The sequence below is a fragment of the Actinacidiphila sp. bgisy167 genome (genome assembly GCF_965342175.1).
GTDB lineage: Bacteria > Actinomycetota > Actinomycetes > Streptomycetales > Streptomycetaceae > Actinacidiphila.
On sequence record NZ_CBDRBL010000058.1, the window covers coordinates 1 to 21,187 of the forward strand.

17 protein-coding genes are annotated in these 21,187 nt (G+C 73.2%); 7 read left to right on the forward strand and 10 right to left on the reverse strand.

What is annotated here, in order from left to right:
* Positions 1–6: 6 nt before the first annotated feature.
* Together ACRWND_RS21050 and ACRWND_RS21055 are read left to right on the forward strand one after the other, a co-directional pair.
* Positions 7–552: a WcaF family extracellular polysaccharide biosynthesis acetyltransferase gene (locus ACRWND_RS21050; RefSeq protein WP_431951718.1), complete on the forward strand. Its 546-nt coding sequence runs from the start codon at positions 7–9 to the stop codon at positions 550–552.
* Positions 553–565: 13 nt separating this feature from the next.
* Positions 566–1,729 carry a glycosyltransferase gene (locus tag ACRWND_RS21055; RefSeq protein WP_431951650.1) on the forward strand — a complete coding sequence of 388 codons (1,164 nt, stop codon included), beginning with the start codon at positions 566–568 and terminating at the stop codon, positions 1,727–1,729.
* Here the strand turns inward: ACRWND_RS21055 and ACRWND_RS21060 are convergent.
* From ACRWND_RS21060 to gmd, 6 genes are all read right to left on the reverse strand, one after another.
* On the reverse strand, positions 1,674–2,513 hold the full coding sequence (locus tag ACRWND_RS21060) for a glycosyltransferase family 2 protein (RefSeq protein WP_431951652.1): 840 nt from the start codon (positions 2,511–2,513) through the stop codon (positions 1,674–1,676). The two genes, ACRWND_RS21055 and ACRWND_RS21060, sit on opposite strands and share 56 nt — an antisense overlap.
* Positions 2,510–3,220, reverse strand: a complete 711-nt coding sequence (locus tag ACRWND_RS21065) for a hypothetical protein (protein WP_431951654.1) — start codon at positions 3,218–3,220, stop codon at positions 2,510–2,512. The genes ACRWND_RS21060 and ACRWND_RS21065 overlap by 4 nt, the downstream gene beginning before the upstream one ends.
* Complete coding sequence (locus tag ACRWND_RS21070) at positions 3,217–5,445, reverse strand: LamG-like jellyroll fold domain-containing protein (protein WP_431951656.1); 2,229 nt, start codon at positions 5,443–5,445, stop codon at positions 3,217–3,219. The genes ACRWND_RS21065 and ACRWND_RS21070 overlap by 4 nt, the downstream gene beginning before the upstream one ends.
* Before the next feature lie 107 nt (positions 5,446–5,552).
* Positions 5,553–8,288: a LamG-like jellyroll fold domain-containing protein gene (locus tag ACRWND_RS21075; RefSeq protein WP_431951658.1), complete on the reverse strand. Its 2,736-nt coding sequence runs from the start codon at positions 8,286–8,288 to the stop codon at positions 5,553–5,555.
* A gap of 49 nt (positions 8,289–8,337) precedes the next feature.
* A complete protein-coding gene (locus ACRWND_RS21080) occupies positions 8,338–9,084 on the reverse strand; it encodes a DUF7594 domain-containing protein (protein WP_431951660.1) in 747 nt (248 codons plus the stop codon).
* Positions 9,085–9,148: 64 nt separating this feature from the next.
* Positions 9,149–10,162 (reverse strand): GDP-mannose 4,6-dehydratase, encoded by a 1,014-nt coding sequence (gene gmd / locus ACRWND_RS21085; RefSeq protein WP_431951662.1) that lies wholly within the window; start codon positions 10,160–10,162, stop codon positions 9,149–9,151.
* A 95-nt stretch (positions 10,163–10,257) separates the two neighbouring features.
* Between gmd and ACRWND_RS21090 the strand changes: the two genes are divergently transcribed.
* Complete coding sequence (locus tag ACRWND_RS21090) at positions 10,258–11,208, forward strand: GDP-L-fucose synthase family protein (protein WP_431951664.1); 951 nt, start codon at positions 10,258–10,260, stop codon at positions 11,206–11,208.
* 3 nt (positions 11,209–11,211) lie between these two features.
* Here the strand turns inward: ACRWND_RS21090 and ACRWND_RS21095 are convergent, their stop codons facing one another.
* Together ACRWND_RS21095 and ACRWND_RS21100 are read right to left on the reverse strand one after the other, a co-directional pair.
* Positions 11,212–12,693: a sugar transferase gene (locus ACRWND_RS21095; protein WP_431951666.1), complete on the reverse strand. Its 1,482-nt coding sequence runs from the start codon at positions 12,691–12,693 to the stop codon at positions 11,212–11,214.
* 389 nt (positions 12,694–13,082) lie between these two features.
* On the reverse strand, positions 13,083–14,375 hold the full coding sequence (locus ACRWND_RS21100) for an MFS transporter (RefSeq protein ID WP_431951668.1): 1,293 nt from the start codon (positions 14,373–14,375) through the stop codon (positions 13,083–13,085).
* A 496-nt stretch (positions 14,376–14,871) separates the two neighbouring features.
* On the opposite strand from ACRWND_RS21100, the gene ACRWND_RS21105 reads away from it, so the two are divergent.
* Entirely contained in the window at positions 14,872–15,861 is a 990-nt protein-coding gene (locus ACRWND_RS21105) for a small ribosomal subunit Rsm22 family protein (protein WP_431951670.1), read from the forward strand.
* Positions 15,862–15,872: 11 nt separating this feature from the next.
* On the opposite strand, the gene ACRWND_RS21110 is transcribed toward ACRWND_RS21105, so the two are convergent.
* Entirely contained in the window at positions 15,873–17,414 is a 1,542-nt protein-coding gene (locus tag ACRWND_RS21110) for a phytoene desaturase family protein (RefSeq protein WP_431951672.1), read from the reverse strand.
* A gap of 19 nt (positions 17,415–17,433) precedes the next feature.
* Positions 17,434–18,288 (reverse strand): dimethylargininase, encoded by an 855-nt coding sequence (gene ddaH, locus ACRWND_RS21115; RefSeq protein WP_431951674.1) that lies wholly within the window; start codon positions 18,286–18,288, stop codon positions 17,434–17,436.
* A gap of 121 nt (positions 18,289–18,409) precedes the next feature.
* Here ddaH and ACRWND_RS21120 point away from each other — a divergent pair, with 121 nt between their 5' ends.
* The 3 genes from ACRWND_RS21120 to ACRWND_RS21130 all read left to right on the forward strand — a co-directional run bounded on the left by ACRWND_RS21120 (position 18,410) and on the right by ACRWND_RS21130 (position 21,140).
* Positions 18,410–19,315, forward strand: coding sequence for a LysR family transcriptional regulator (locus ACRWND_RS21120; protein WP_431951676.1), 906 nt, complete (start codon positions 18,410–18,412; stop codon positions 19,313–19,315).
* 134 nt (positions 19,316–19,449) lie between these two features.
* Positions 19,450–20,013: a cysteine dioxygenase gene (locus ACRWND_RS21125; RefSeq protein ID WP_431951678.1), complete on the forward strand. Its 564-nt coding sequence runs from the start codon at positions 19,450–19,452 to the stop codon at positions 20,011–20,013.
* Positions 20,010–21,140, forward strand: a complete 1,131-nt coding sequence (locus ACRWND_RS21130; RefSeq protein WP_431951680.1) for a YeiH family protein — start codon at positions 20,010–20,012, stop codon at positions 21,138–21,140. The genes ACRWND_RS21125 and ACRWND_RS21130 overlap by 4 nt, the downstream gene beginning before the upstream one ends.
* Positions 21,141–21,187: the final 47 nt, after the last annotated feature.

Here is a 21,187-nt window from a genome sequence, read left to right on the forward strand (position 1 = left end):
GTGTCCATGACGGCACGTGATCTTTCGGCCTTCACACTGGCCGGTTACGACAAGGGACGGGGCAAGGCCGTCCAGGCATTGTGGTTCGCGGTGATGAACACCGTCTTCTCGGCCTGGTTCTGCCCGGCCCGGCTGCGGGTGGCGATCCTGCGGGCCTTCGGCGCCACCATCGGCGAGGGGGTGCTCATCCGGCACCGCGTCCGCGTGCTGTGGCCCTGGAAGCTGACCGTCGGCGACCGCACATGGATCGGCGAGGGCGCCTGGCTGCTCAACCTGGAGCCGATCACCCTCGGCGCCGACGTGTGCGTCTCCCAGGAGGCGCTGCTGTGCACCGGCAGCCACGACCACCGCACCGTCGACTTCCGCTACCGCAACGCGCCGATCACCGTGGAGGACGGCGCCTGGGTCGCCGCCCGGGCCGTCGTGCTGGCCGGCGTGACGATCGGACGCCACGCCGTCGTCGGCGCCGGCACCGTCCTGTCGAAGGACCTGCCGGAGCTGACCCTGCACGCCGCCGACGGCACCCGGACGCTCGAGGAGCCCCAGCCGTGAAGGAGCCCCAGCCGTGAAGGTGCTGCACGTCGTCACCCTGCACACGCCCACCAACGCCTTCGGCGGACCGACCCGTGTCGCCCTCAACCTCGCCCGGGGGCTGCGCGGCCGCGGCGTCGACGCCGAGCTGGTCACACTGGGCGACGGCTTCCCCAAGGGCGCGCTGCCCGACGAGGTGGAGGGGGTGCCGGCACGGGTCTACCAGGCCCGGCACGTGCTGCCGCGCTTCGAGGTCTCCGGGATCACCTCGCCGTCCCTGCTCGCCGGAGCGCGGCGGCTGGTGCGCTCGGCGGACGTCGTCCACGTCCACCTGATGCGCGACCTGATCACCCTGCCGGTCGCCGTGGCCGCGCTGCAGTGCGGCAGGCCGCTGGTGCTGCAGACCCACGGGATGATCGACCCCAGTGAGAAACCGCTGGCCAAGGTGCTCGACGCGCTCGCCACCAAGCGGTTGCTGCGTCGCGCCGACGCCGTGCTGCACCTGACCGAGTGGGAGCGCACCGACCTCGAGGCCGTCGTGGGCGCGGGCCACCTGGCCCGTCCCGTACGGCTGCCCAACGGCACCGCGCTTCACCGCCCGCGGGCCCGCAGTGGACCGCCGACCGTGCTCTACCTGGCCCGCTTCCAGGCCCGCAAGCGCCCCAAGGTCTTCGCGGCGGCCATCCCCGAGGTTCTCAAGCGGTATCCCGACGCCCGCTTCGTCCTGGCCGGCCCGGACTCGGGCGAGCTGGCCGGCACCCTCGAGACCGTCCGCGCGCTGGGAGTCGAGCGCGTCGTCCGGCATGTCGGTCCGCTCAGCCACGCCGAGGCGCTGGAGGCCTTCCGCGCCGCCGACGTCTATGTGCTGCCGTCCGTGGACGAGCCCTTCGCGATGTCGCTGCTGGAGTCGATGTCGGTGGGCACGCCCGTGGTCGTACGGGAGTCCAACGGCCTCGCCCCCGACATCGAGCGGGCGGGCGCCGGACGGGTCGTGCACCGCCCCGAGGACGTGGGCAAGGCCGTCCTGGAACTGCTGGAGCCCGAGACGAACCAGGCGGCCTCGCAGGCCGCCTGGCGCCTCATCCGGGACGAGCTGTCGCTCGACGCCGTCCTCGACGTCCTCCAGGGCGTCTACGAGACGGCTACGAAGGAGCGTTCTCCCGCGTCTTCAGCCCGATCTGCCAGCGGTAGAAGCTGAGGGCGAGGGCGTAGTCGAAGCCGGCGCGGCCGTCGAGGAAGCCGCGCCGGGCGAGGTAGGTGTAGCCGAAGAAGAGCAGCGGCTTGAACGGCACCTTCTGGAAGATCCGTCCCTGCCGGGTCTTCAGCCCGCGCACCTGCTCTTTGGCGCTCGGGTGGTGCTCCAGCCAGGCCTCCCAGTCCGAGTAGCGGTTGTGCCGGTCGAACCAGGTGCGCACCGGATCCAGGTCGCGGTGTTCGATGCGCCCCTTGAGCTGCCCCACGGGGCCGTCCGCACGCGGCTGGTAGTGGCCCTCCTGCTCGCCCATGCCGGGCGCGTCCAGGTCGTCGACCTCCGGGTACGACACCTTGGTGCGGTCCAGCAGGGACCGCTTGACGACGGTGTGGCCGCGCCGCAGCGGCCGCCCGGCGAACCAGTACAGCAGCGGGATGTCGAAGGCCGCGGGCAGGACGGGCTGCCGCGCGAAGACCTCCCGGAGCTCGGCGATCAGCTCCGGTGTCGGGACCTCGTCCCCGTCGAGGAAGAGCAGCCACGGGATGTGCGGGTGGACGTTGTCCAGGCACCACTGCTTCTTCTTGGGGTACGTGCCGTCCCAGGTGTAGGGGACGACCTCCGCGCCCAGCGACGCGGCGATGGCGCGGGTGTCGTCGGTGCTGTCGGAGTCGACGACCACCACCGCCTCGACGTGGTCGATGACCGAGGCGACCGTGGTGGCGATGTTCTCCGCCTCGTTCTTGGTCGGTATCGCCACCACGATGGGCAGTCTGCTGTCCGGTTCCGTCATCGGCCCTCCCGTGCCCAGGCGAAGCAGCCGCGCGAGTCGAAGGTCTTCGTGGCCGCGGTGATGGTGACCCGGTGGGCCGTGCCGGCCCTGGTGCCGGCCGTCCACGCGCAGTCCTTGGTGGGGGTCAGGGCGCGGTAGGTGCCGGGCGTCACGACGCTGCCCGCCTTCGCTGTCGCGCCCACGGTGTAGGAGCCGTCGGCGAATCCCGTCTCGGCGGCCGCCAGGACGTCCTCCTGGTCCGGGCACAGGTGGGTGACGGCGCCCTTGGCGCCGCCGATCTGCCCGGTGATGATGCCGCCGATCGCGGCGTCCTTGTCGACCTCGGCGACGCGCGCGATGCGGTCGCAGGTCTCCTGGCCCAACTGCAGCACGGCCGCGGGGTCGGTGCCCTTGGGCACCCGGCCCGCCAGGTAGGTCTTCTCCTTCTTGGTGAAGGAGCCGGTGGCCGGGGTCAGCTCGCTCTCGGGGACCTTGGGCCCGCTCGGGACGGCGTCGGAGGCGGGGTCGGTGGGGGCGGTCGGTTCCGCCGAGCCCGGGTCCGCGCCCCGGTCCGGGGCCGGTACGGAGGCGGAGGCGGCGGCGGTGGGTGCGGGAGCGTCCTTGGCGGCGGTGTCCTCGGCGTCGGAGCCGCTGGAGCAGCCGGCGATCAGCACCGCCGCCGCCGTCGCGAGGACGGCGGCGGCGACCCGGCGGGGCGGGTGGGTCATCCGTTCCGCCCCAGGGTGTAGTGCTGGGCGATCTGCGCGGCGGACAGCACGCTCGGGTAGATCGCCGTCTCGTCGAGGGAACCGGCGAAGTAGTCGCTCGTCGGGCGGCTGGTCCAGCCCGACAGGCTGTCCCCGCCGACGTGCCAGTAGCCGACGTAGTCGTTGCCTCCGGTGATCAGGGCGTTCGACGCCTGCAGCGAGCCGTCGACGTACAGCCGCATGCCCCCGGTGCCCTGGGTGGCGACGACGTGGTGCCACGCGCCGTCGTTGTAGGCGGCCGAGGTGGTGATGGTGCGGTTGCTGCCGCTGCGCACACCGAAGATCAGCCGGCCGGCGTTGGTCATGTAGACGTGCTTGTCGGTGGTGGCGCTCGCCTCGGTCGTCCGGTCGCCGAAGCCGACGATCTTGCCGCCGGCGGTGGTGGTCGTCCGGAACCAGGTCTCGATGCTGTACGCGGCGGGCCGGTTGCGCTTGGCGTCGCTGTACGACCACTGCGTGGAGCCGTTGAAGGTCACGGCGGTGCTGCCGTTGCCGGCGATCGCGCCGGGGCTCACACCGCGGGTCGGGCCGCCGACATGGTTGCCGTTCGCGCCGGCCGGCGAGTTGTCGGCGACGAAGGTGTTGGCCGTCTCGTTGTAGCGCCAGTACAGGGTGGCGCCGTCGGCGAGGACCCGGGTCGGGTAGGCCTCGGGCGCGGTCGCCGCCGTGACGGTCTGGGTGGGCGACTTGACGGTGGTGTTGGTCCCGTCGCTCGCGGTGACCCGGTAGGTGTAGGTGGCGCCGGCCGTCACATCGGTGTCGGTCCAGGTCAGCTGCGGACGCACCCACGGCAGCGAGGAGGCCGTCGTGGTGTGCACGGGCGTGGCACCGCCGTTCTTGTACACGCGGTAGGTCAGCGAGCTGTCGTCGAGGTCCAGGCTGGTCTGGATGCGGACCTCGACCGAGCCCGGGGTGACGCTGGAGACATTGACGTTCGGGGTGGTCGGCACGCCGGTGTCCGGACCCGAGGAGAAGCGGGTCAGGCCCTGCTGGGCCACGCCGTTCACGGTGGTGAACTCGCCCCCGACCCAGAGGTAGTCGGTGCCGCCGGAGGAGGAGACGGCCATGACGCGGGGGCCGATGCCCTCGCCCAGTCCGTCGTTGGTGTCGGGGAACCAGCCCAGCTTCGCGGGGTTGTCGACGGTCTGCGCGAGCAGGTGCTTGCGCCGCTGGTTCGGGTACTCGCCCATGCTGCTGCAGTCGTGCGCGTGCGAGCCGCTGTAGAGCACGGACTTGTACACCTCGACGGACTGCGTGGCGCCGAGGCAGGTGTCGCGCCAGCGCTGGTCGAAGTCGTCGAGGTCGAGCGCGATACGGCCGTCGAAGACGCCGCCTCCGGTTCCCTCGTTGCCGGTGTAGAAGCCGGTGGCGTCGGTCGTGATGTCCTTGACCACCGAGGTCGACGGGATGAAGGAGGACCCGTAGCCCCTCACGACGGCGCCCGTCGTGGCGTCGACCACCGCCAGGGCGTGCGAGGCCGTGCCGTTGACGCGGTCGAAGTCGCCGCCGAGGAGGACGTTCGCACCGTCCGGCGTGACCTCCACGGCCCGGCCCGGCGCGTCGCCGTCGGCCGTGAAGGCGGTGACGTCGCCGGTGGTGGTGACGGCGGCGAAGTTGCCGCGCGGTTGGCCGTCGACGGAACTGAAGTCGCCGCCCAGGTAGACGGTGTCACCGGTGGCGGCCAGCGCCCGGACGGTGGCGTTGACCGCGACCGCGAAGTCCTTCCTGACGGTGCACGTGGCGATGTCGATCGCCGCGAGGCTGCTCACCGGGGTGCCGTTGACGGCGCCGAAGAAGCCGCCCGCGTACAGCGTGGCGCCGTCCGGAGACACCGCCAGCGCCCGCACGGTGGCCGTGCCGGAGCCGACGGTGAAGGACAGCGCGCAGTCGGTGGGCGCTCCGGTGGCGGCGTTGAAGGCGGCGAAGTTGACCGCCGCCCGCTCGTTCGGTCCGCCCGCCGCCTCACCGGACGGGCGGACCGAGGAGAAGGTGCCGCCGGCGAAGACGGTGCCGTTCGCCTGCGCCATGGCGAAGACGATGCCGTTGGTCTGCCAGGTCGGCAGGCTGTCGGCCGTCATCGCCACCGGCGGCGTCAGGGCCCCCGCCGGCTGCGACGCCACCGCCCCCGCCGCCAGGGAACCCGCAGCCATCGTCAAGGCAGCGGATATGAATCTGAGCTTGCGCATGTGCCCCCCAAGGCCCCAATGCCCCCGGGCGTCCCGCTTGGCCGCCCGTGCACCGCAGGGTATGGGCTGACATGCGGCCGATGGACGCCGTTTGGAGAAAATGTGTACTAGGGTGCGCCGAACGTGAGGACGAGCACCGGGTGGTTGACCGCTCCCGCCGCCTCGCTCGACCACAGCCACAGCGCGTCGGTTCCCGTGCTGGTCAGCGCGAGGTCGTAGGACCCGCCCAGGGCCCCCGCCAGCGCACCGGTCGTCAGCGCCGTCTCGTAGGTGCTCTGCGGCGCCGTGGCCCCGCTGAGCGTGCCGAGCACGGTGGAGGAGAGCGCGGGCCGGTTGGTGTACGTCACGCCGCTCTCCGTCCAGCTCCCGGTGACCGGGACGATGCTGTGGCTGTCGGTGGACCCCGCTCCGGTGTCGGAGTTGGTGCGCAGGCGCAGCCGCGCGCTCTTCAGCACCTGCCCGGCGGGCGCGTCGGGCAGCGAGAAGCGCAGGTACGTCAGATACGCCGAGGTGCCGCGCACCGCGAGGGAGCCGGTGGAGCCGTAGGTGGAGGACGGCGCGCCGGCGTTGACGTACGAGTCCTCGGCCGCCTCGACGGCGATCTCGGTCTCGGACGGGGTGCCGCCGCCCGCGGTGCCCAGCGCGTGGTGGTCGGCGACCTGGGCGGCGGTCAGCACCGAGGGGTACACGGCCGTCTCGTCCAGTTGCCCGGCGAAGAAGTTGCTGCTCGGGCGGTTGGGCCAGCTGGTGAGGCTGTCGCCGCCGACCCGCCAGAAGCCGGAGTAGTTCTGGCTGCCGGTGGTGGGGTCGGTGCCGACGAGGGCGCCGTCCACGTACAGCCGCATGCCGCTGCTGCCCTGGGTGGCCACCACATGGTGCCAGCCGCCGTCGTTGTAGGCGCCCGTGGTGGTGATGGTGCGGGTGCCGCCGGAGTACACCCCGAAGGCCAGGCGGCCGTTGTCGGTCATGTAGATGTGCTTGTCGTAGCTGCCGCTCAGCTTGTCGTCGACGTTGCGGTCGCCGAAGCCGATGAGCTTGCCGCCGGCCGTGGTCGTGGTCTTGAACCAGGTCTCGATGCTGTACGCGCTCGGGCGGGCGTGGCGGGCGTCGCTGTAGGCGTAGTCGTTGCTGCCGTTGAAGCCCATGGCGGTGCTGCCGGCCACGGCGCCCGGCGTCTGCCGGTACAGCGGGCCGTTGAGGTAGACGGCGTTGTCGTCGCCCGGGGACGAGTCCGCGCCGAACTGGCCGGATGCCTCGTCGTACCGCCAGTACAGCGTGGCGCCGTCGGCGAGCACGCGGGCCGGGTAGGCCTGGGTGGCCGATGCGGCCGTCACCGACTGGGCGGCCGACAGGGCGCTGGTGTTGGTGCCGTCGCTCGCGGTGACCCGGTAGGAGTAGGTGGCGCCCGGGGTGACCGTGGTGTCGGTGAAGGTCAGCTGCGGGCGCGCCCAAGGCAGGGAGGAGCCGGTGGTGGTGTGGACCGGCGTGCTGGAGCCGTTGCGGTAGACGCGGTAGGTCAGGGTGCCGTCGTCGAGGTCGAGGCTGCTGCGCCAGCGCACGGTGACCTGGCCCGGCCGGACGCTCGCCACGTTCACCTCGGGGACGCTCGGCGCCCCGGTGTCCGGGCCGGAGGCGAAGCGGGTCAGGCCCTGCTGGGCCGCGCCGCCCACGGTGGTGAACTCGCCGCCCACCCACAGGTAGTCGGTGCCGCCGGAGGAGGCGGTGGTCATCACCCGCGGGCCGATGCCCTCGCCGATGCCGTCGTTGGTGTCGGGGAACCACGGCAGCAGCTTCGGGTCGTCCACCGACTGCGCCAGCAGGTGCTTGCGCCGCTGGTCGGGGAAGGCGCCCATGCTGCTGCAGTCGTGCGCGTGCGAACCGCTGTACAGGACGGTCTTGTAGACCTCGACGGACTGCGTCGCGCCGAGGCAGGTGTCGCGCCAGCGCTGTCCGAAGTCGCCGGCGTTCAGGGCGATGCGGCCGTCGAAGACGCCGCCGCCGGTGCCCTCGTTGGCGGTGAAGACCGCCGTGGCGTCCGCCGTGAGGTCCTTGACCACCGAGGTGGCCGGGATGAACCCCACAGGGTAGGCCCTGGTCAGGGCGCCATCGCCGGTGTCGACCACGGCCAGGGCGTGCGAGCCCGTGCCGCCGACGGTGTCGAAGTCACCGCCGAGCACCACGTGCCCGCCGTCCGGGCTCAGCTGTACCGCCCGGCCCGGCTTGTCGGCGTTCGGGTTCCACGGGCGCAGGGCGCCGCCGGTGGTCAGGGCCGCGAAGCGCGACCGGGACTGGCCCGCGACCGAGGTGAAGTCACCGCCCACGTAGACGGTGTCGTCGCTGACGTCGATCGCCCGCACGGTCGCCGAGAAGGACGGCCGGAAGGAGGCGATCGGCGTGCAGCTCGCGATGTCGATCGCGGCCAGGCTGCTGACCCCCACTCCGTTGACGGCGTTGAACCAGCCGCCGGCGTAGAGGGTCCGCCCGTCCGGTGAGACCTCCAGGGCGCGTACGGTCGCGCTCCCGGAGCCGATGGTGAAGGAGAGCCGGCAGCTGGTCGGGGCGCCGGTGGCGGCGTTGAACGCCGCGAAGTTGACGGCGGACTGCGTGGTGCCGCCGGACCCCGGGGGCCGGACGGTGGAGAAGGTGCCGCCCGCGAAGACCGTGCCCCCCTGCTGGGCCATCGCCCACACCACGCCGTTGGTCTGCCAGGTCGGCAGCGGGTCCGCGGTGATGGCCACGGGCGCGGTGAGCGCCCCGGCGGTCGGCGCCGCGGCGACCCCTGCGCCGGCCAGTGAGGCCGTCGTCAGCACCAGTGCAGCGGACAGTCTTCCCCATGTGCGCATGAGCCCCCCAGCCCTCGCAGCCCCCCGGCGGCCGGGAACGGGCCGCCTGTCACGGCAGCCTACGCCGCGACGGGCGGCCCGGAGGGGACTTTGGCAGCACTTCCCGCCAACTTCTCACCACATGGGCCCTGTTGGGGCTTTCTGCGGCTCCTTGGGAGCCGCAGGCGAGCTCCGGTCGTGGTCCGGTCGCCAGCGACGCGGCCTGCCGCGGCCACAGCCACAGGGCGTCCGTGCCGGCACTGGTCGGCGCCATGCCGTAGGAGCCGCCCAGCGAGCCGGAGAGCTGGGAGACGTCCAGCGGCACCGTGGACGACGTGGAGACCGTCGTCGCGCCGCTCAGCGTGCCCAGCACGGCCCAGGACAGCGCCGGACGGCTCCTGTACGCGACCCCGGCCTCCGTCCACGCGCCCGTGACGGGCGCGACGGAGACGGTGTCGCTGCTGCCCGCCGCCGGGTCGCTGCTGCTCATGACCCGCAGCACCGCGCTCTTCAGGCTCTGGCCGGCCGGGGCCGACGGCAGGCTGAGGCGCAGGTGCGTCAGGTGGGCCGAGCTGCCGCGGACGGCCGGCGAGCCCGAGGTGCCGTAGGCGGCCGAGGGGGCACCGGCGTCGACATAGGTGTCCTCGTCGTGGGTGAGCGTGGTGACGGTGTCGGCCGGTGCGCTCGCCAGGGCGTGGTGCCGGGCGACCTGGGCGGCGGCCGGCACGCCCGGGTGGACGGCGGCCTCGTGGGCCTGCCCGTTGACGTGGCCGCGGGAGGGCTGGTTCGGCCGGGCGTCGACGGTGTCGCCACCCATCCGTGGTTCCCCGGGCCCCGCCGGACGCCGCCGCCGCGTGAGGCGGCGTCCTCCGGGGCGCGGCTCAGCGGTCTATGCGCACGGCCACGCCGGCGAGCTGGTCCTCGACCTGCTTGCGGTCGGCGTCGACCATGATCCGGGCCAGCTCGTCGACCCGTACGGAGGGCTTCCAGCCGAGCAGTTCCTCCGCCTTGCTCGCGTCGCCGATCAGCGCGTCCACCTCGCTGGGGCGCTCGTACTTGGGGTCGTAGCGGACGTACTCCGCCCAGTCGAGGTCCACGTGCGCGAAGGCGGTCTCCACGAACTGCCGTACGGTGGCGGCCTCGCCGGTGGCGACCACGTAGTCGTCCGGCTGGTCGCGCTGCAGCATCCGCCACATCGCGTCGACGTACTCCGGGGCGTAGCCCCAGTCGCGCACGGCGTCGAGGTTGCCCAGGTAGAGGCGGTCCTGCAGGCCGGCCTTGATGCGGGCGACGGCCCGGGTGATCTTGCGCGTCACGAAGGTCTCGCCGCGGCGCGGGGACTCGTGGTTGAACAGGATGCCGTTGACGGCGAACATGTCGTACGCCTCGCGGTAGTTGACCGTCGCCCAGTAGCCGTAGACCTTGGCGCAGCCGTACGGGCTGCGGGGGTGGAAGGGCGTCCGCTCGTTCTGCGGCGGCGGGGCGGCGCCGAACATCTCGGAGGAGGATGCCTGGTAGATCCGGGTCTCCACCCCGCTGGCCCGCACCGCCTCCAGCAGCCGCATCGAGCCGAGGCCGGTGACGTCCCCGGTGTAGAGCGGGGCGTCGAAGGACACGCGGACGTGGGACTGGGCGCCCAGGTTGTACACCTCGTCGGGCCGCAGGTCGCGCAGGAGGTTCACCAGCGCCACACCGTCGGAGAGGTCGGCGTGGTGGAGCACGAAGGAGCGGTTCGCCTCCTGCGGCCCCTGGTAGATGTGGTCGATCCGCTCGGTGTTGAAGCTGGACGACCGTCTGACCAGGCCGTGGACGGTGTACCCCTTGTCCAGCAGCAGCTCCGCCAGATAGGAGCCGTCCTGGCCCGTGACACCGGTGATCAGGGCGCTCTTGCCCATGCGATCTCCCCCCTAGGGTCGGTTATGTTGCCTTTGGATGCTGATGTTGGGAATCACCCGCCATGGGGTGAACCCTGCTGGCAGAATTCGCTTCCATGAGCGAAGCGAACGCACTTCTGCCCGACCGCGCCCGGATCTTCGTCGCGGGCCACCGCGGCCTGGTCGGATCGGCGGTGACCCGGCGGCTGACCGCCGACGGGCACGAGGTGATCACCCGCGGCCGCGGAGAACTCGACCTGCGCGACGCGGCGCGCACCGAGGCGTTCCTCAAGGAGCAGCGGCCGGACGCGGTGGTGCTGGCGGCCGCCAAGGTCGGCGGCATCATGGCCAACAGCACCTACCCGGTGCAGTTCCTCGAGGACAACCTGCGCATCCAGCTGAGCGTGATCGCCGGGGCGCACGCGGCGGGCGTCGGCCGGCTGCTCTTCCTCGGCTCCTCGTGCATCTACCCCAAGCACGCGCCGCAGCCGATCAGCGAGGACGCCCTGCTCACCGGCCCGCTGGAGCCGACCAACGAGGCGTACGCGCTCGCCAAGATCGCCGGCATCGTCCAGGTGCAGTCCTACCGGCGGCAGTACGGCGCCTCCTTCGTCTCCGCGATGCCCACCAACCTCTACGGCCCGGGCGACAACTTCGACCTCGAGACCTCGCACGTCCTGCCCGCCCTGATCCGCCGCTTCCACGAGGCGCGGCGCGACGGCGCCCCCGAGGTGGTGCTCTGGGGCACCGGCAGCCCGCGCCGGGAGTTCCTGCACGTGGACGACCTCGCCGCCGCGTGCGCGGTGCTCCTGCGCGACTACGACGGCGAGGAGCCGGTCAACATCGGCTGCGGCAGCGACCTGACGATCCGCGAGCTCGCCGAGACCGTCAGGGAGGTCACGGGTTACGAGGGCGGCATCGCCTGGGACACCACCAAGCCCGACGGCACCCCCCGCAAACTGCTCGACGTCTCCCGGCTCTCCGCCCTCGGCTGGAAGCCGGCGATCCCGCTGCGGGACGGGATCGCCGCCACCTACCGCTGGTGGAGGGACGCGTGCGCTGCCTGACATTCAGTACGCCCCGCGGCCGTCCACGACAGCCCGGAAGGTGCGGGCCATCACGTCCACGTCGCTGGTGAACGTCCAGTTGTCCACGTAGCGGAGGTCGAGCTGCAGCGTCTCGTCCCACGAGAGGTCCGAACGCCCGCTGACCTGCCACAGCCCGGTCAGGCCGGGTTTCACCGACAGCCGGCGCAGCGCCACCTCGTCGTAGCGGGCTACCTCCTCCGGCAGCGGGGGCCGCGGCCCGACCAGCGACATCTCGCCCCGCAGCACATTGATCAGCTGCGGCAGTTCGTCCAGTGAGCAGCGGCGCAGGATCCGCCCGACCCGCGTGACGCGCGGGTCCCGGCGCATCTTGAACATCAGGCCGTCGCTCTCGTTGGCGGCGGCCAGCTCGGGCTTGCGGTCGTCCGCGTCCGTCACCATCGTGCGGAACTTCCACATGGTGAAGGGCACGCAGTTCATCCCGTGCCGGACCTGCTGGTAGAACACCGGCCCCTTGGAACCGAGCCGGATGGCCGCGGCGATGAGGCCGAACAGCGGGGACAGCAGCAGCAGTCCCACGGCGGCCCCGGCGCGGTCCAGCGCCTCCTTCAGGCCCACCTGGATCCCGCGCCGCAGCGGCGGGCTGATGTGCAGGAGGGTGAGCCCGGCGGCCGAGTCGAGCTCCACCCTCCGCACCGCCACATCGGTGAGGCCCGGAAGCACGGCCAGCGGGATGCCCGCGTCGTGCAGGGACCACGACAACTGCCGCAGGCGCTCACCGGCCATCCGCGGCCCGGGCGCGACCAGCACCAGGTCGGCGCCGACGTCCCGCGCCGCGGTCAGCACCGCACCGGAATCGGCGCTCGGCCGCGCCGGCGCCAGCGACTCCAGCCGCGCGGCCACAGGAGCGCCGCACTCGAGGTTGGCCAGGCCGACCGGGATGACGCCGACCACGACGTACTCGTGGTCGGTGCGCGCGGCCAGCTGGTCGACGACGTAGTCGGCCGCGCTCGGCTCACCGATCACCAGGACGCGCCGCACCGCGTGCGCCTCGCGCCGGGAGGCGAGGAGATGACCGTAGATCAGTTTCCGACGGACGGTGGTGAGCAGCAGACCCGGGGCGAGGGCGAGCAGCGCCACGGACGGTTCCGACTGCTCGCCCAGCAGCGCGCGGACGACCGCGAGCACACCGAGCAGCACCAGCCAGTCGTAGAGCACGGACAGCCCGCTGCGCGACTCGCCGAGCGCCCGCTGGGCGTACCGGCGCCGGGCGGCCTGGACGGTCAGCCAGGCGGCCGCGGCCGTCATGGCGCACAGCACCGGATGCGGCTGGAGTGCGGCGTCGAAGACGAGCCCGACCGGAAGCGCGACCCCCGCCGCGTCCGTGACGAGTGCCGCCGGCAGGTACCAGCCGGCTTTGTCGCTCAGCCCGCGCGGGGCGGCTTTGCCGCCGAGCGCGGGAGACGTATCCAACGGTCCTGAACTGGGTATACCGACACGCCGCATGGACCCCCCTGGCACAACGCGACAAACGTGGGCGCACTACTGCTTCCCCAAGCAGCCGTGCGCCGTCGTAACCCGGAACGCTATGGCAAACGATTGTGCGTTCGCTGTGGTTTACGGAATTTCGGAGGTCAGTTGTCCTGAAGTTCACATTCGGCTTGATCTGTCCCCCGGTGGCGCCGGCTCGGGTACGGCGCGGTCCCGCGGACTGTCGCGGAAGGCGCGAGGTCGGCGGGCTCTTGGGTGCGCCGCGGCTGCGCTCCGGGCGCGCCCCGGCGTGCGGTGCGTGCGCCCCGGCGGGGGTCTGCCGGGTTCCGCCGCCGTATACGGGCCACCGGCGCCAGCCCGACGGGTCGCGGTGAGGTCGCCCGCGCGGCCGCGGCGCCCGTGTCTCACGCCGTGGCGGTCTTCCCCGAGGGCGCGGCCTGCTCCCGACCCTGCGGCTCCCCGGGGTCGCCGGCCGCGGACAGGGGCGCGCGCCACGGCAGGAGCACGGCGCTGGCCAGGCACAGCACGCCCGCGACGACCAGTGCCGCACGGACGCCCGCCACGGCCGCGACAGCGCCGCCGAACAGCATGGACAGGGGTTGGGCCGTCCGGGAGCTCACCGACCACGCGGTGACCGCCCGGGTCAGGACGCCGTCCGCCGTCGCGGCCATCCGGTACGTGGCGAAGGAGGGGTTGAAGACCCCGGCGGCCGCCAGCAGGAAGGTGTCGGCGGTGATCAGGACGACGGGCGCGAGGGCGCCGGCCGGGGTCCAGGCCGACAGCAGGAGCCAGGGTGTGCGCAGGACCCCGAAGACGAGCAGGACCCGATGCCGTCCCAGTCGGCCGGTCAGCGGGGCGGTGAGCCGGGAGCCCAGTGCGCCGCCGAGGCAGGGCAGCCCCAGCGCCAGTCCGTACTGCCAGGGCGTGAAGCGCAGTTCGTGGAGCATCAGGATGGTCATCAGCGGGCTGCTCATCATGATCGCGCCGCCGAAGAGCATGGCGTTCCAGAAGAGCGGCCGCAGCCCGCGGTGCCCCAGGATGTACGTCCACCCCGCCAGGATGTCCCGGCCACGGCCCTTCGAGGGCGTCCGCGCCGGTGGTTCCGGCTCGGGGCGGCGGATCATGCGGACGCCCAGGGCGGACAGCAGGAAGGAGAACGCGTCCACGGCGAGGGTGACCGTCGCCCCGAAGGCGGTGACGAGCAACCCGCCGACGGGCGGCCCCGCGCTCTGGCTCAGCCAACTGGTCGTCTCCAGCCGTGAGACCGCCCGCAGGCGGTCCCCCGAGGGGACGAGGCCCTTGAGGTGTGCGGTGCTGGCCGCGCCGAACACGATGGCGGCGGCCGCCTGCACGATGCCCACCAGGCACAGCTGCGCGAAGGTCAGCACGCTGAGGGCCGCCGCGACCGGGACGCTGAGCAGCACCAGGAAGCGGAGCAGATCGGCGGTGACCATGACGGGGCGTTTGCGGTGGTGCTCCACCCGGCCCCCCAGGGGGAGGGTGAGGGCGGCGCCCGCCAGCGCCGACAGCGCCGCCAGCAGGGTGACCTGGAAGTCAGTGACGTCCAGCGCCAGAACGGCCACCAGCGGAAGGGCCCCGGACCCCACCGCGCTCCCCGCCGCGCTGACGGCGTAGGCGCCCCACAGCCTGCCGAAGTCCCCTCGCACATGCTCTGGTTGGTCGCCCGAAGAGGTCATGGCGGCTGATCCTAGGCCGTCCCTTCCGGGGACGATCGCGTGAACGGTCGACGATGCGCCGGAGGCCGGCGACCGCGCCGGGACGCCGGCGGGCGGGCTGCGCGTGACCGGCTGCAGGAGCGGCGGCGGGCGAGAGCCGTCGAGCTGTGGGCCGCGACGGAAGAGCTCGGCCAGGGCTGTGCGTACCGGCGGGCGTTCCGGGCCAGAGCCTGGGGCGAGCCGTGGCCCGGCGTCGGTGAGTGGCGGGGAGTGGGGTGGCCGCGCCGTCGAAGGAGGCCTCAGCCCCCGCCGCTGTGCGTCCGAAGGCCGCGAGACGGCGGGACAGCCGAACGCGGGCGCGAAGCCCCGTCCCGCGTGCCCGAACGGTCGTCAGGCCCCGCCGCGGCCCGTCAGCCGCAGCCGTGGAGGCGGAGCGGTCCGACCGACCGCGTCCCGGGCGACAGGAGCTCCGCCGACCGCGCCGGCCCGACCCGAGCGGGCCTTACCCTTGACCCTTGTGTCATCTCTGCAATCCGCCCTCGCCGGTCTCCTCGACGGGCTCCCGCCCGGCCGTGCCACCCAGGCCGTCGACCGGCTGATCGCCACCTACCGGGGGCGCACGCCCAGCAGCACCCCGATCCTGCGCGACCGCTCCGACGTGGCCGCCTACGCGGCGTACCGGATGCCGGCCACCCACGCCGCCGTCGGTGCGGCGCTGGCGGAGTTCCGGGCCCGGGCGGGGGAGTGGGCGCCGGCGAGCCACCTGGACGTGGGCGGCGGGACGGGTGCCGCGACCTGGGCGGTCGCCGACGCCTGGGAGGACGGGGCGCACACCAGCACGGTCCTGGACTGGTCGGAGGCGGCGCTCTCGCTCGGCCGGGAGCTGGCCGCGGACGCGGAGCACGCCGCGGTGCGGGACGCGCGATGGCTGAAGACGCCGCTGGGCAGCGGCGCCCGGCTGCCGGAGGCGGACCTGGTCACACTGTCGTACGTCATCGGCGAACTGACCGGACCCGACCGGGACGCGGTCGTCGCCGAGGCCGCCAGGGCGGCGCGCGGTGCCGTGCTCGTCGTCGAGCCGGGCACCCCCGACGGCTACGCGCGGGTCCTCGCGGCACGCGACCGGCTCGTCGCGGACGGCTTCCACGTCCTCGCGCCCTGCCCCCACGACGGAACGTGCCCGGTCCAGGCCCCGGACTGGTGCCACTTCGCGGCGCGGGTCGCCCGGACCTCGCTGCACCGGCAGGTCAAGGGCGGTTCACTGCCCTACGAGGACGAGAAGTTCAGCTACGTCGCCGCCGCCCGCTTCCCCGCGGCGCCGCCCGGAGCACCGGACCGGGTCGTCCGGCACCCGCAGATCCGCAAGGGGCAGGTCCTCATCGACCTGTGCACGGTCGAGGAGGGCCTGCGCCGCGACACCGTCACCAAGCGGCACGGGCCGCTGTACCGCGCGGCCCGCGACGTCGCCTGGGGCGAGACCTGGCCGCCCGCGGCCGAGCAGGAGTAGCGCGCGCCGCGTCAGGCGCCCAGCACCGCCATCGCCGCGTTGTGGCCCGGCACACCGCTGACCCCGCCGCCGCGTACCGCGCCCGCCCCGCACAGCAGCACGTTGGCGTGCGCGGTCCCCACGCCCCAGGCGCCGCCACCCGACTCCGCGTACGGGAAGGCGAGGTCCCGGTGGAAGATGTGCCCGCCGGGCAGGCCGACCTCCCGCTCCAGGTCGAGCGGGGACTTGGCCTCGATGCAGGGCCGCCCGTCGGTGTCCACGGCCAGGCAGTCCGCCAGCGGCTCCGCGAGCACGGCGTCCAGTTGCGCCAGGGTGGCCTCGAGCAGGGTCTCCTTCGTCTTCGCGGGGTCGTCCGCGAACAGCCGCGCCGGGGCGTGCAGCCCGAAGAGAGTGAGGGTGTGCACGCCCTGGGCGGCCAGCTCCGGGGAGAGGATCGAGGGGTCCGTCAGCGAGTGGCAGTAGATCTCGGAGGGCGGCGCCGTGGGCACGGCTCCCTCAGCCGCCTCGCGGTAGGCCTGCTCCAGCCGGGTGTACGACTCGGCGATGTGGAAGGTGCCGGCGAAGGCGTCGCGCGGGTCGACCGCGGTGTCGCGCAGCCGCGGCAGCCGCCTCAGCAGCATGTTCACCTTCAGCTGGGCGCCTTCCGGCTTCTGCGGGGGCGTCTCGCCCAGCAGCCCGGCGAGCGCGTACGGGGAGGCGTTGACCAGTACGTGCCGCGCGCCGACCACGCCGCCCTCGAAGGACACCTCGGCCCGGGTGCCGTCGGTCTCGACGGCGGTGACCTCGGCGCCGGTCACGATCTCCGCGCCGGCCGCGCGTGCCGCGTCCGCCAGGGCGTCGGTGAGGGCGCCCATGCCGCCGACGGGTACGTCCCAGTCGCCCGTGCCGCCGCCGATGACGTGGTAGAGGAAGCAGCGGTTCTGCAGCAGCGAGGGGTCGTGCGCATGGGTGAAGGTGCCGATCAGGGCGTCGGTCAGCACCACGCCGCGCACCACGTCGTCCTCGAAGAGGGACTCGACGGTCTCGCCCAGCGGCCGTTCGAACAGCGCCGACCAGGCCTCCGGGTCGTCCACGATGCGCTCCAGCTCGGCCCGGGACGGCAGCGGCCCGGTCAGGGTCGGGAAGACGCGCTCGGCGACCCGCTGCGTCATGCCGTAGAAGCGCTGCCAGGCCTCGTGATCGCGGTCGGAGCCGGTCAGCCGGACGAAGCTCTCCCGGGTCGCGGACGGGGACCCGGTGTCGACAAGGAGCCCGCCGTCGCCGTGCGGGGTGTAGGAGGAGATGCGCCGCCGCCGTACGGCGAAGCGCAGTCCCAGGTCCTCGACGATCTTCCGGGGCAGCAGGCTCACCAGGTACGAGTACCGGGACAGCCGTGCGTCCAGACCGGTGAACGCGCGCGTGGAGACGGCGGCGCCGCCGGTGCCGGGCAGCCGCTCCAGCAGCAGCACGGAGCGGCCCGCGCGGGCCAGGTAGGCGGCGGCGACCAGGCCGTTGTGGCCGCCACCGACGATCACGGCGTCGTACGAGGTGCGGGAGGGCAGCTGCTGCGACATGCGCCCCTTCGTATCACGCTCAGTCGCGCAGCTCCATGGTGCAGCACTTCACGCTGCCGCCGGCCTTGTGCAGCTCTGACATGTCCACCGGCACCGGCTCGAAGGCGCGCTCGCGCAGCGGGCGCAGCAGCCCGGTGGCCCCGGACGGGACGAGGACGTGCAGGCCGTCGCTGACGCAGTTGAGCCCGAAGGCCATGGCGTCCTGGCGGCCGGCGGTGATCGCGTCGGGGAAGAGCCGGCGCAGCACCGCGCGGCTGCCCGGGGAGAAGGCGTCCGGGTAGTACATGATCTCGTCGCCGGAGAGCACGCACAGCGCCGTGTCCAGGTGGTAGAAGTGCGGGTCGGTGAGCTCCAGGCCGATGACGGGGCGGCCGAAGAACTCCTGGAGCTCGGCGTGCGACAGCGGACTGCTGCGGAAGCCCTTCCCGGCCAGCAGCCAGCTCTCGGTGACGGCGAAGTCCCCCTCGCCCTCGTTGATGTGCTGCGGGTCGTGCACCTCGCCGTAGCCGCGGCTCAGGAACCACTCGCGGTGCGCGGGCGCCTCCGCGGCCCGCTCGGCGTTGGCGAAGCGGGCGCCGAAGACCCGGCCGTCGATCACGGTGGCGCCGTTGGCGGCGAAGACCATGTCCGGCAGGCCCGGCAGCGGCTGCAGGAACTCGGCGGTGTGCCCCAGCGAGCGGTAGCGGTCGCGGAGGTCCTCCCACTGGAACTGGGCGAGCGCGGGGTCGACCGGCTTGGTGGGGTCCATCCAGGGGTTGATGGAGTACGTGACGCGGAAGTAGGTGGGAGGACACATCAGATACCGGCGGGACGAGGCGGTTCGCGCTGCGCTCAAGGAGGGCTCCTCGCGGTGTGGTTGTGACCGTGAGGACATGGTGGACCCGCAGCGGACACGGCGCACCGGATTGCGGTCGCGGACACGCCCGGCGCGGCGCTCCCAGAAGCTTCAGGTAGCCGCGCGCGGGATCACCCCAAGTTCCTCTTATGATTCACGGGTGTTCGATTCCAGACACATCAAGACGTTCCACACCGTGGTCACGGCGGGCTCCTACTCGGCCGCGGCCGCGGCGCTGGGGTACACGCAGCCGGCGATCACCCAGCAGATGAAGGCCCTGGAGCGCTCGGTGGGCACCGCGCTCTTCGTCCGCGTCGGGCGGCGTATGCGGCTGACCGATGCGGGCGAGGCGCTGGCGCGGCACGCCGAGACCATCCTCGACAGCATGTCCGTGGCCTGGGAGCAGATAGGGGCGGTCACCCGGCTCGAGACCGGACGGGTGAGGCTGTGCGCCTTCCCCAGCGCCAACGCCACCCTGATCCCCGAGGCACTGTCCCTGGTGGCGGCCGAGCACCCGGGCATACGGGTCGAGCTGCTGGGGGACGAGCCGCCCGACTCGCTGGAGCGGGTCACCCGCGGTGAGTGCGACATCACCCTGGCGTTCACGTACCCGGGACTGCACGAGGCGGTGCCCGACGACCTCGTCGAGATCCCGCTGCTGGAGGACCAGCTCATGGTCCTGATGCCGACCGGGCACCGGCTGGCCGGTGCCCGCTCGGTCCGGCTGGGCGACCTGGCCGGCGAGCGCTGGATCGCCGGCTGCCTGCGCTGCCGGGTCAACTTCCTCCACGAGTGCGCCGAGCTGGGCTTCGCACCCGACATCGCCTTCGCCACCGACGACAACCTCGTGGTGCAGTCGCTGGTCGCAGAGGGGCTGGGGGTCGCGATGATGCCCGGACTGGCGCTGTCCTTCATGCGGCTGGAACGGGTCGTCGGGCGCCCGCTGGACCCGGTCTCGCGCCGCCGTATCGCGGCCTACGTACCACGGGACCGCCTGCGGATCCCGGCGGCGTCCGTGGTGGTCGACGCGCTCAGGACGGTCGCCGAGCGGCGCAGCGGCTGCTGACGGCGACCCGACGACGAGGATCCGCCACGGCGACCCGGCCATACCGCCCACGGGCCCCATCCATAAGGAGGGGCACAGCCGGGTGAAGGAACTGTCAGTGGACGTGCGGATCCCCGCGCACGGACGCTGCGGACATGACCTCCACGACCGCTCCGGCGCTTTCGGCGCCCACCACCCGGCTGGCCCGCCTCGTCGACGAGGTGCGCGACGCCGTCGGGCGCGGCCTGGCACCCGGCCCCACGGCCCACCTGGTGGGGGAACGGCTCGCGCCGTACCTCGGCGCGCCCGACCTGCTGGCCGAACAGCACACCGAGGGCGACCCGGACCGCTACCGCCAGCACATCCTGCACGCCGAGGAGGACGGCAGCTTCTCCGTCGTCGCCCTGGTGTGGCTGCCGGGGCAGCGGACGTCCATCCACGACCACGTCTCCTGGTGCGTCACGGGTGTGCACCAGGGCCGCGAGCACGAGCGCCGCTACCGCCTCGTCCCCGACGGCGCCGGCTCCCGCCTCGTCCCCACCCGGGACGTCGTCAACGCCCAGGGCGAGGTCTGCGGTTTCGCGCCGCCCGGTGACATCCACGAGGTGTGGAACGGCGGCCCCGGCACGGCGATATCGCTGCACATCTACGGCGCCGACGTCTCCCGCCTGGGCTCCAGCGTGCGGCGCGTCTACCGGCTGCCGGTCGGCGAACCGTGAACCTCCGCACCCACGCCCCCGCCCCTGCCACGACCGCCCCTGCCACGACCGCCCCTGCCACGACCGCCCCCGCCCCTGCCGAGCCTTCCGCGGGACGCGGTGCGGGACGCCGCCGGGCCGTCGCGGCCGTGCTGCCCGGTGTGGCGGCCGCGGCCCTCGGCGCCGCCCTGGCGAGCGCGCTGCACGCACTGCTGCCCGCCGTGCCGGTGCCCACCACCGCCGTCGTCCTCGGCATCGCCGCCGCCAACCTGCCGGGCCTGCGTGCGCTCACGCGCGGACGGGGCCGGTCCGGGCTGACCTTCGCCGGGAAACGGCTGATGCGGGCCGGCATCGTCGTCCTCGGCCTGCAGTTGGGCCTGGACGACGTGCTCGGCCTCGGCTGGGCCACGGCCGCCATGGTGGTCTGCGTCGTGGCCGCCACCTTCTGGGGCACCCTCTGGCTCGGCCGCCGCATGGGACTGAGGGGGGACCAGCCGCTGCTGATCGCCACCGGCTACTCCATCTGCGGCGCCTCCGCCATCGGCGCGGTGAGCCAGGTCACCGGCAGCGACGAGGAGGACGTCGCCGCGTCCGTCGCCCTGGTCACGCTCTGCGGCACCCTGGCCATCGGCGTGCTGCCGCTGCTCCACCACCCGCTCGGTCTCGACGACATCCAGTTCGGCCGCTGGACCGGGGCCGGTGTGCACGACGTGGGCCAGGTCGTCGCGACGGCGCAGACCGCCGGCCCGGCCGCGCTCGCAGAGGCGGTGCTCGTCAAGCTGATGCGGGTCGCGCTGCTCGCGCCCCTGGTCGCCTCGGTCGCCTACGCCCTGCGCCGCAGGCGGCGCGCAGCCTCCGGCGCCGCGAAGCCCGACGCCGCCGCGGGGCGCACTCCATTGCTGCCGCTGTTCGTCGTCGGCTTCCTGGTGATGATCGCCGTACGCAGCACGGGAATTCTGCCGGCCGGCGTCCTCGAGGGCGCGGAGCGGCTGCAGCAACTGCTGCTGGCCATGGCCATGGTGGGGCTCGGCAGCATGGTGAACCTGCGCGCCCTGGCGCGCACCGGTCCGCGGGTGGCCGCCGTCGGCCTGGTCTCCTGGACCCTCATCGCCACGGTCTCCTACGCCGGTGTGCTCCTCACCGGCTGACGAAGCGCCCATGTGCCCGGCGCCCGCCGGGGACAGCCTCTAGGGTG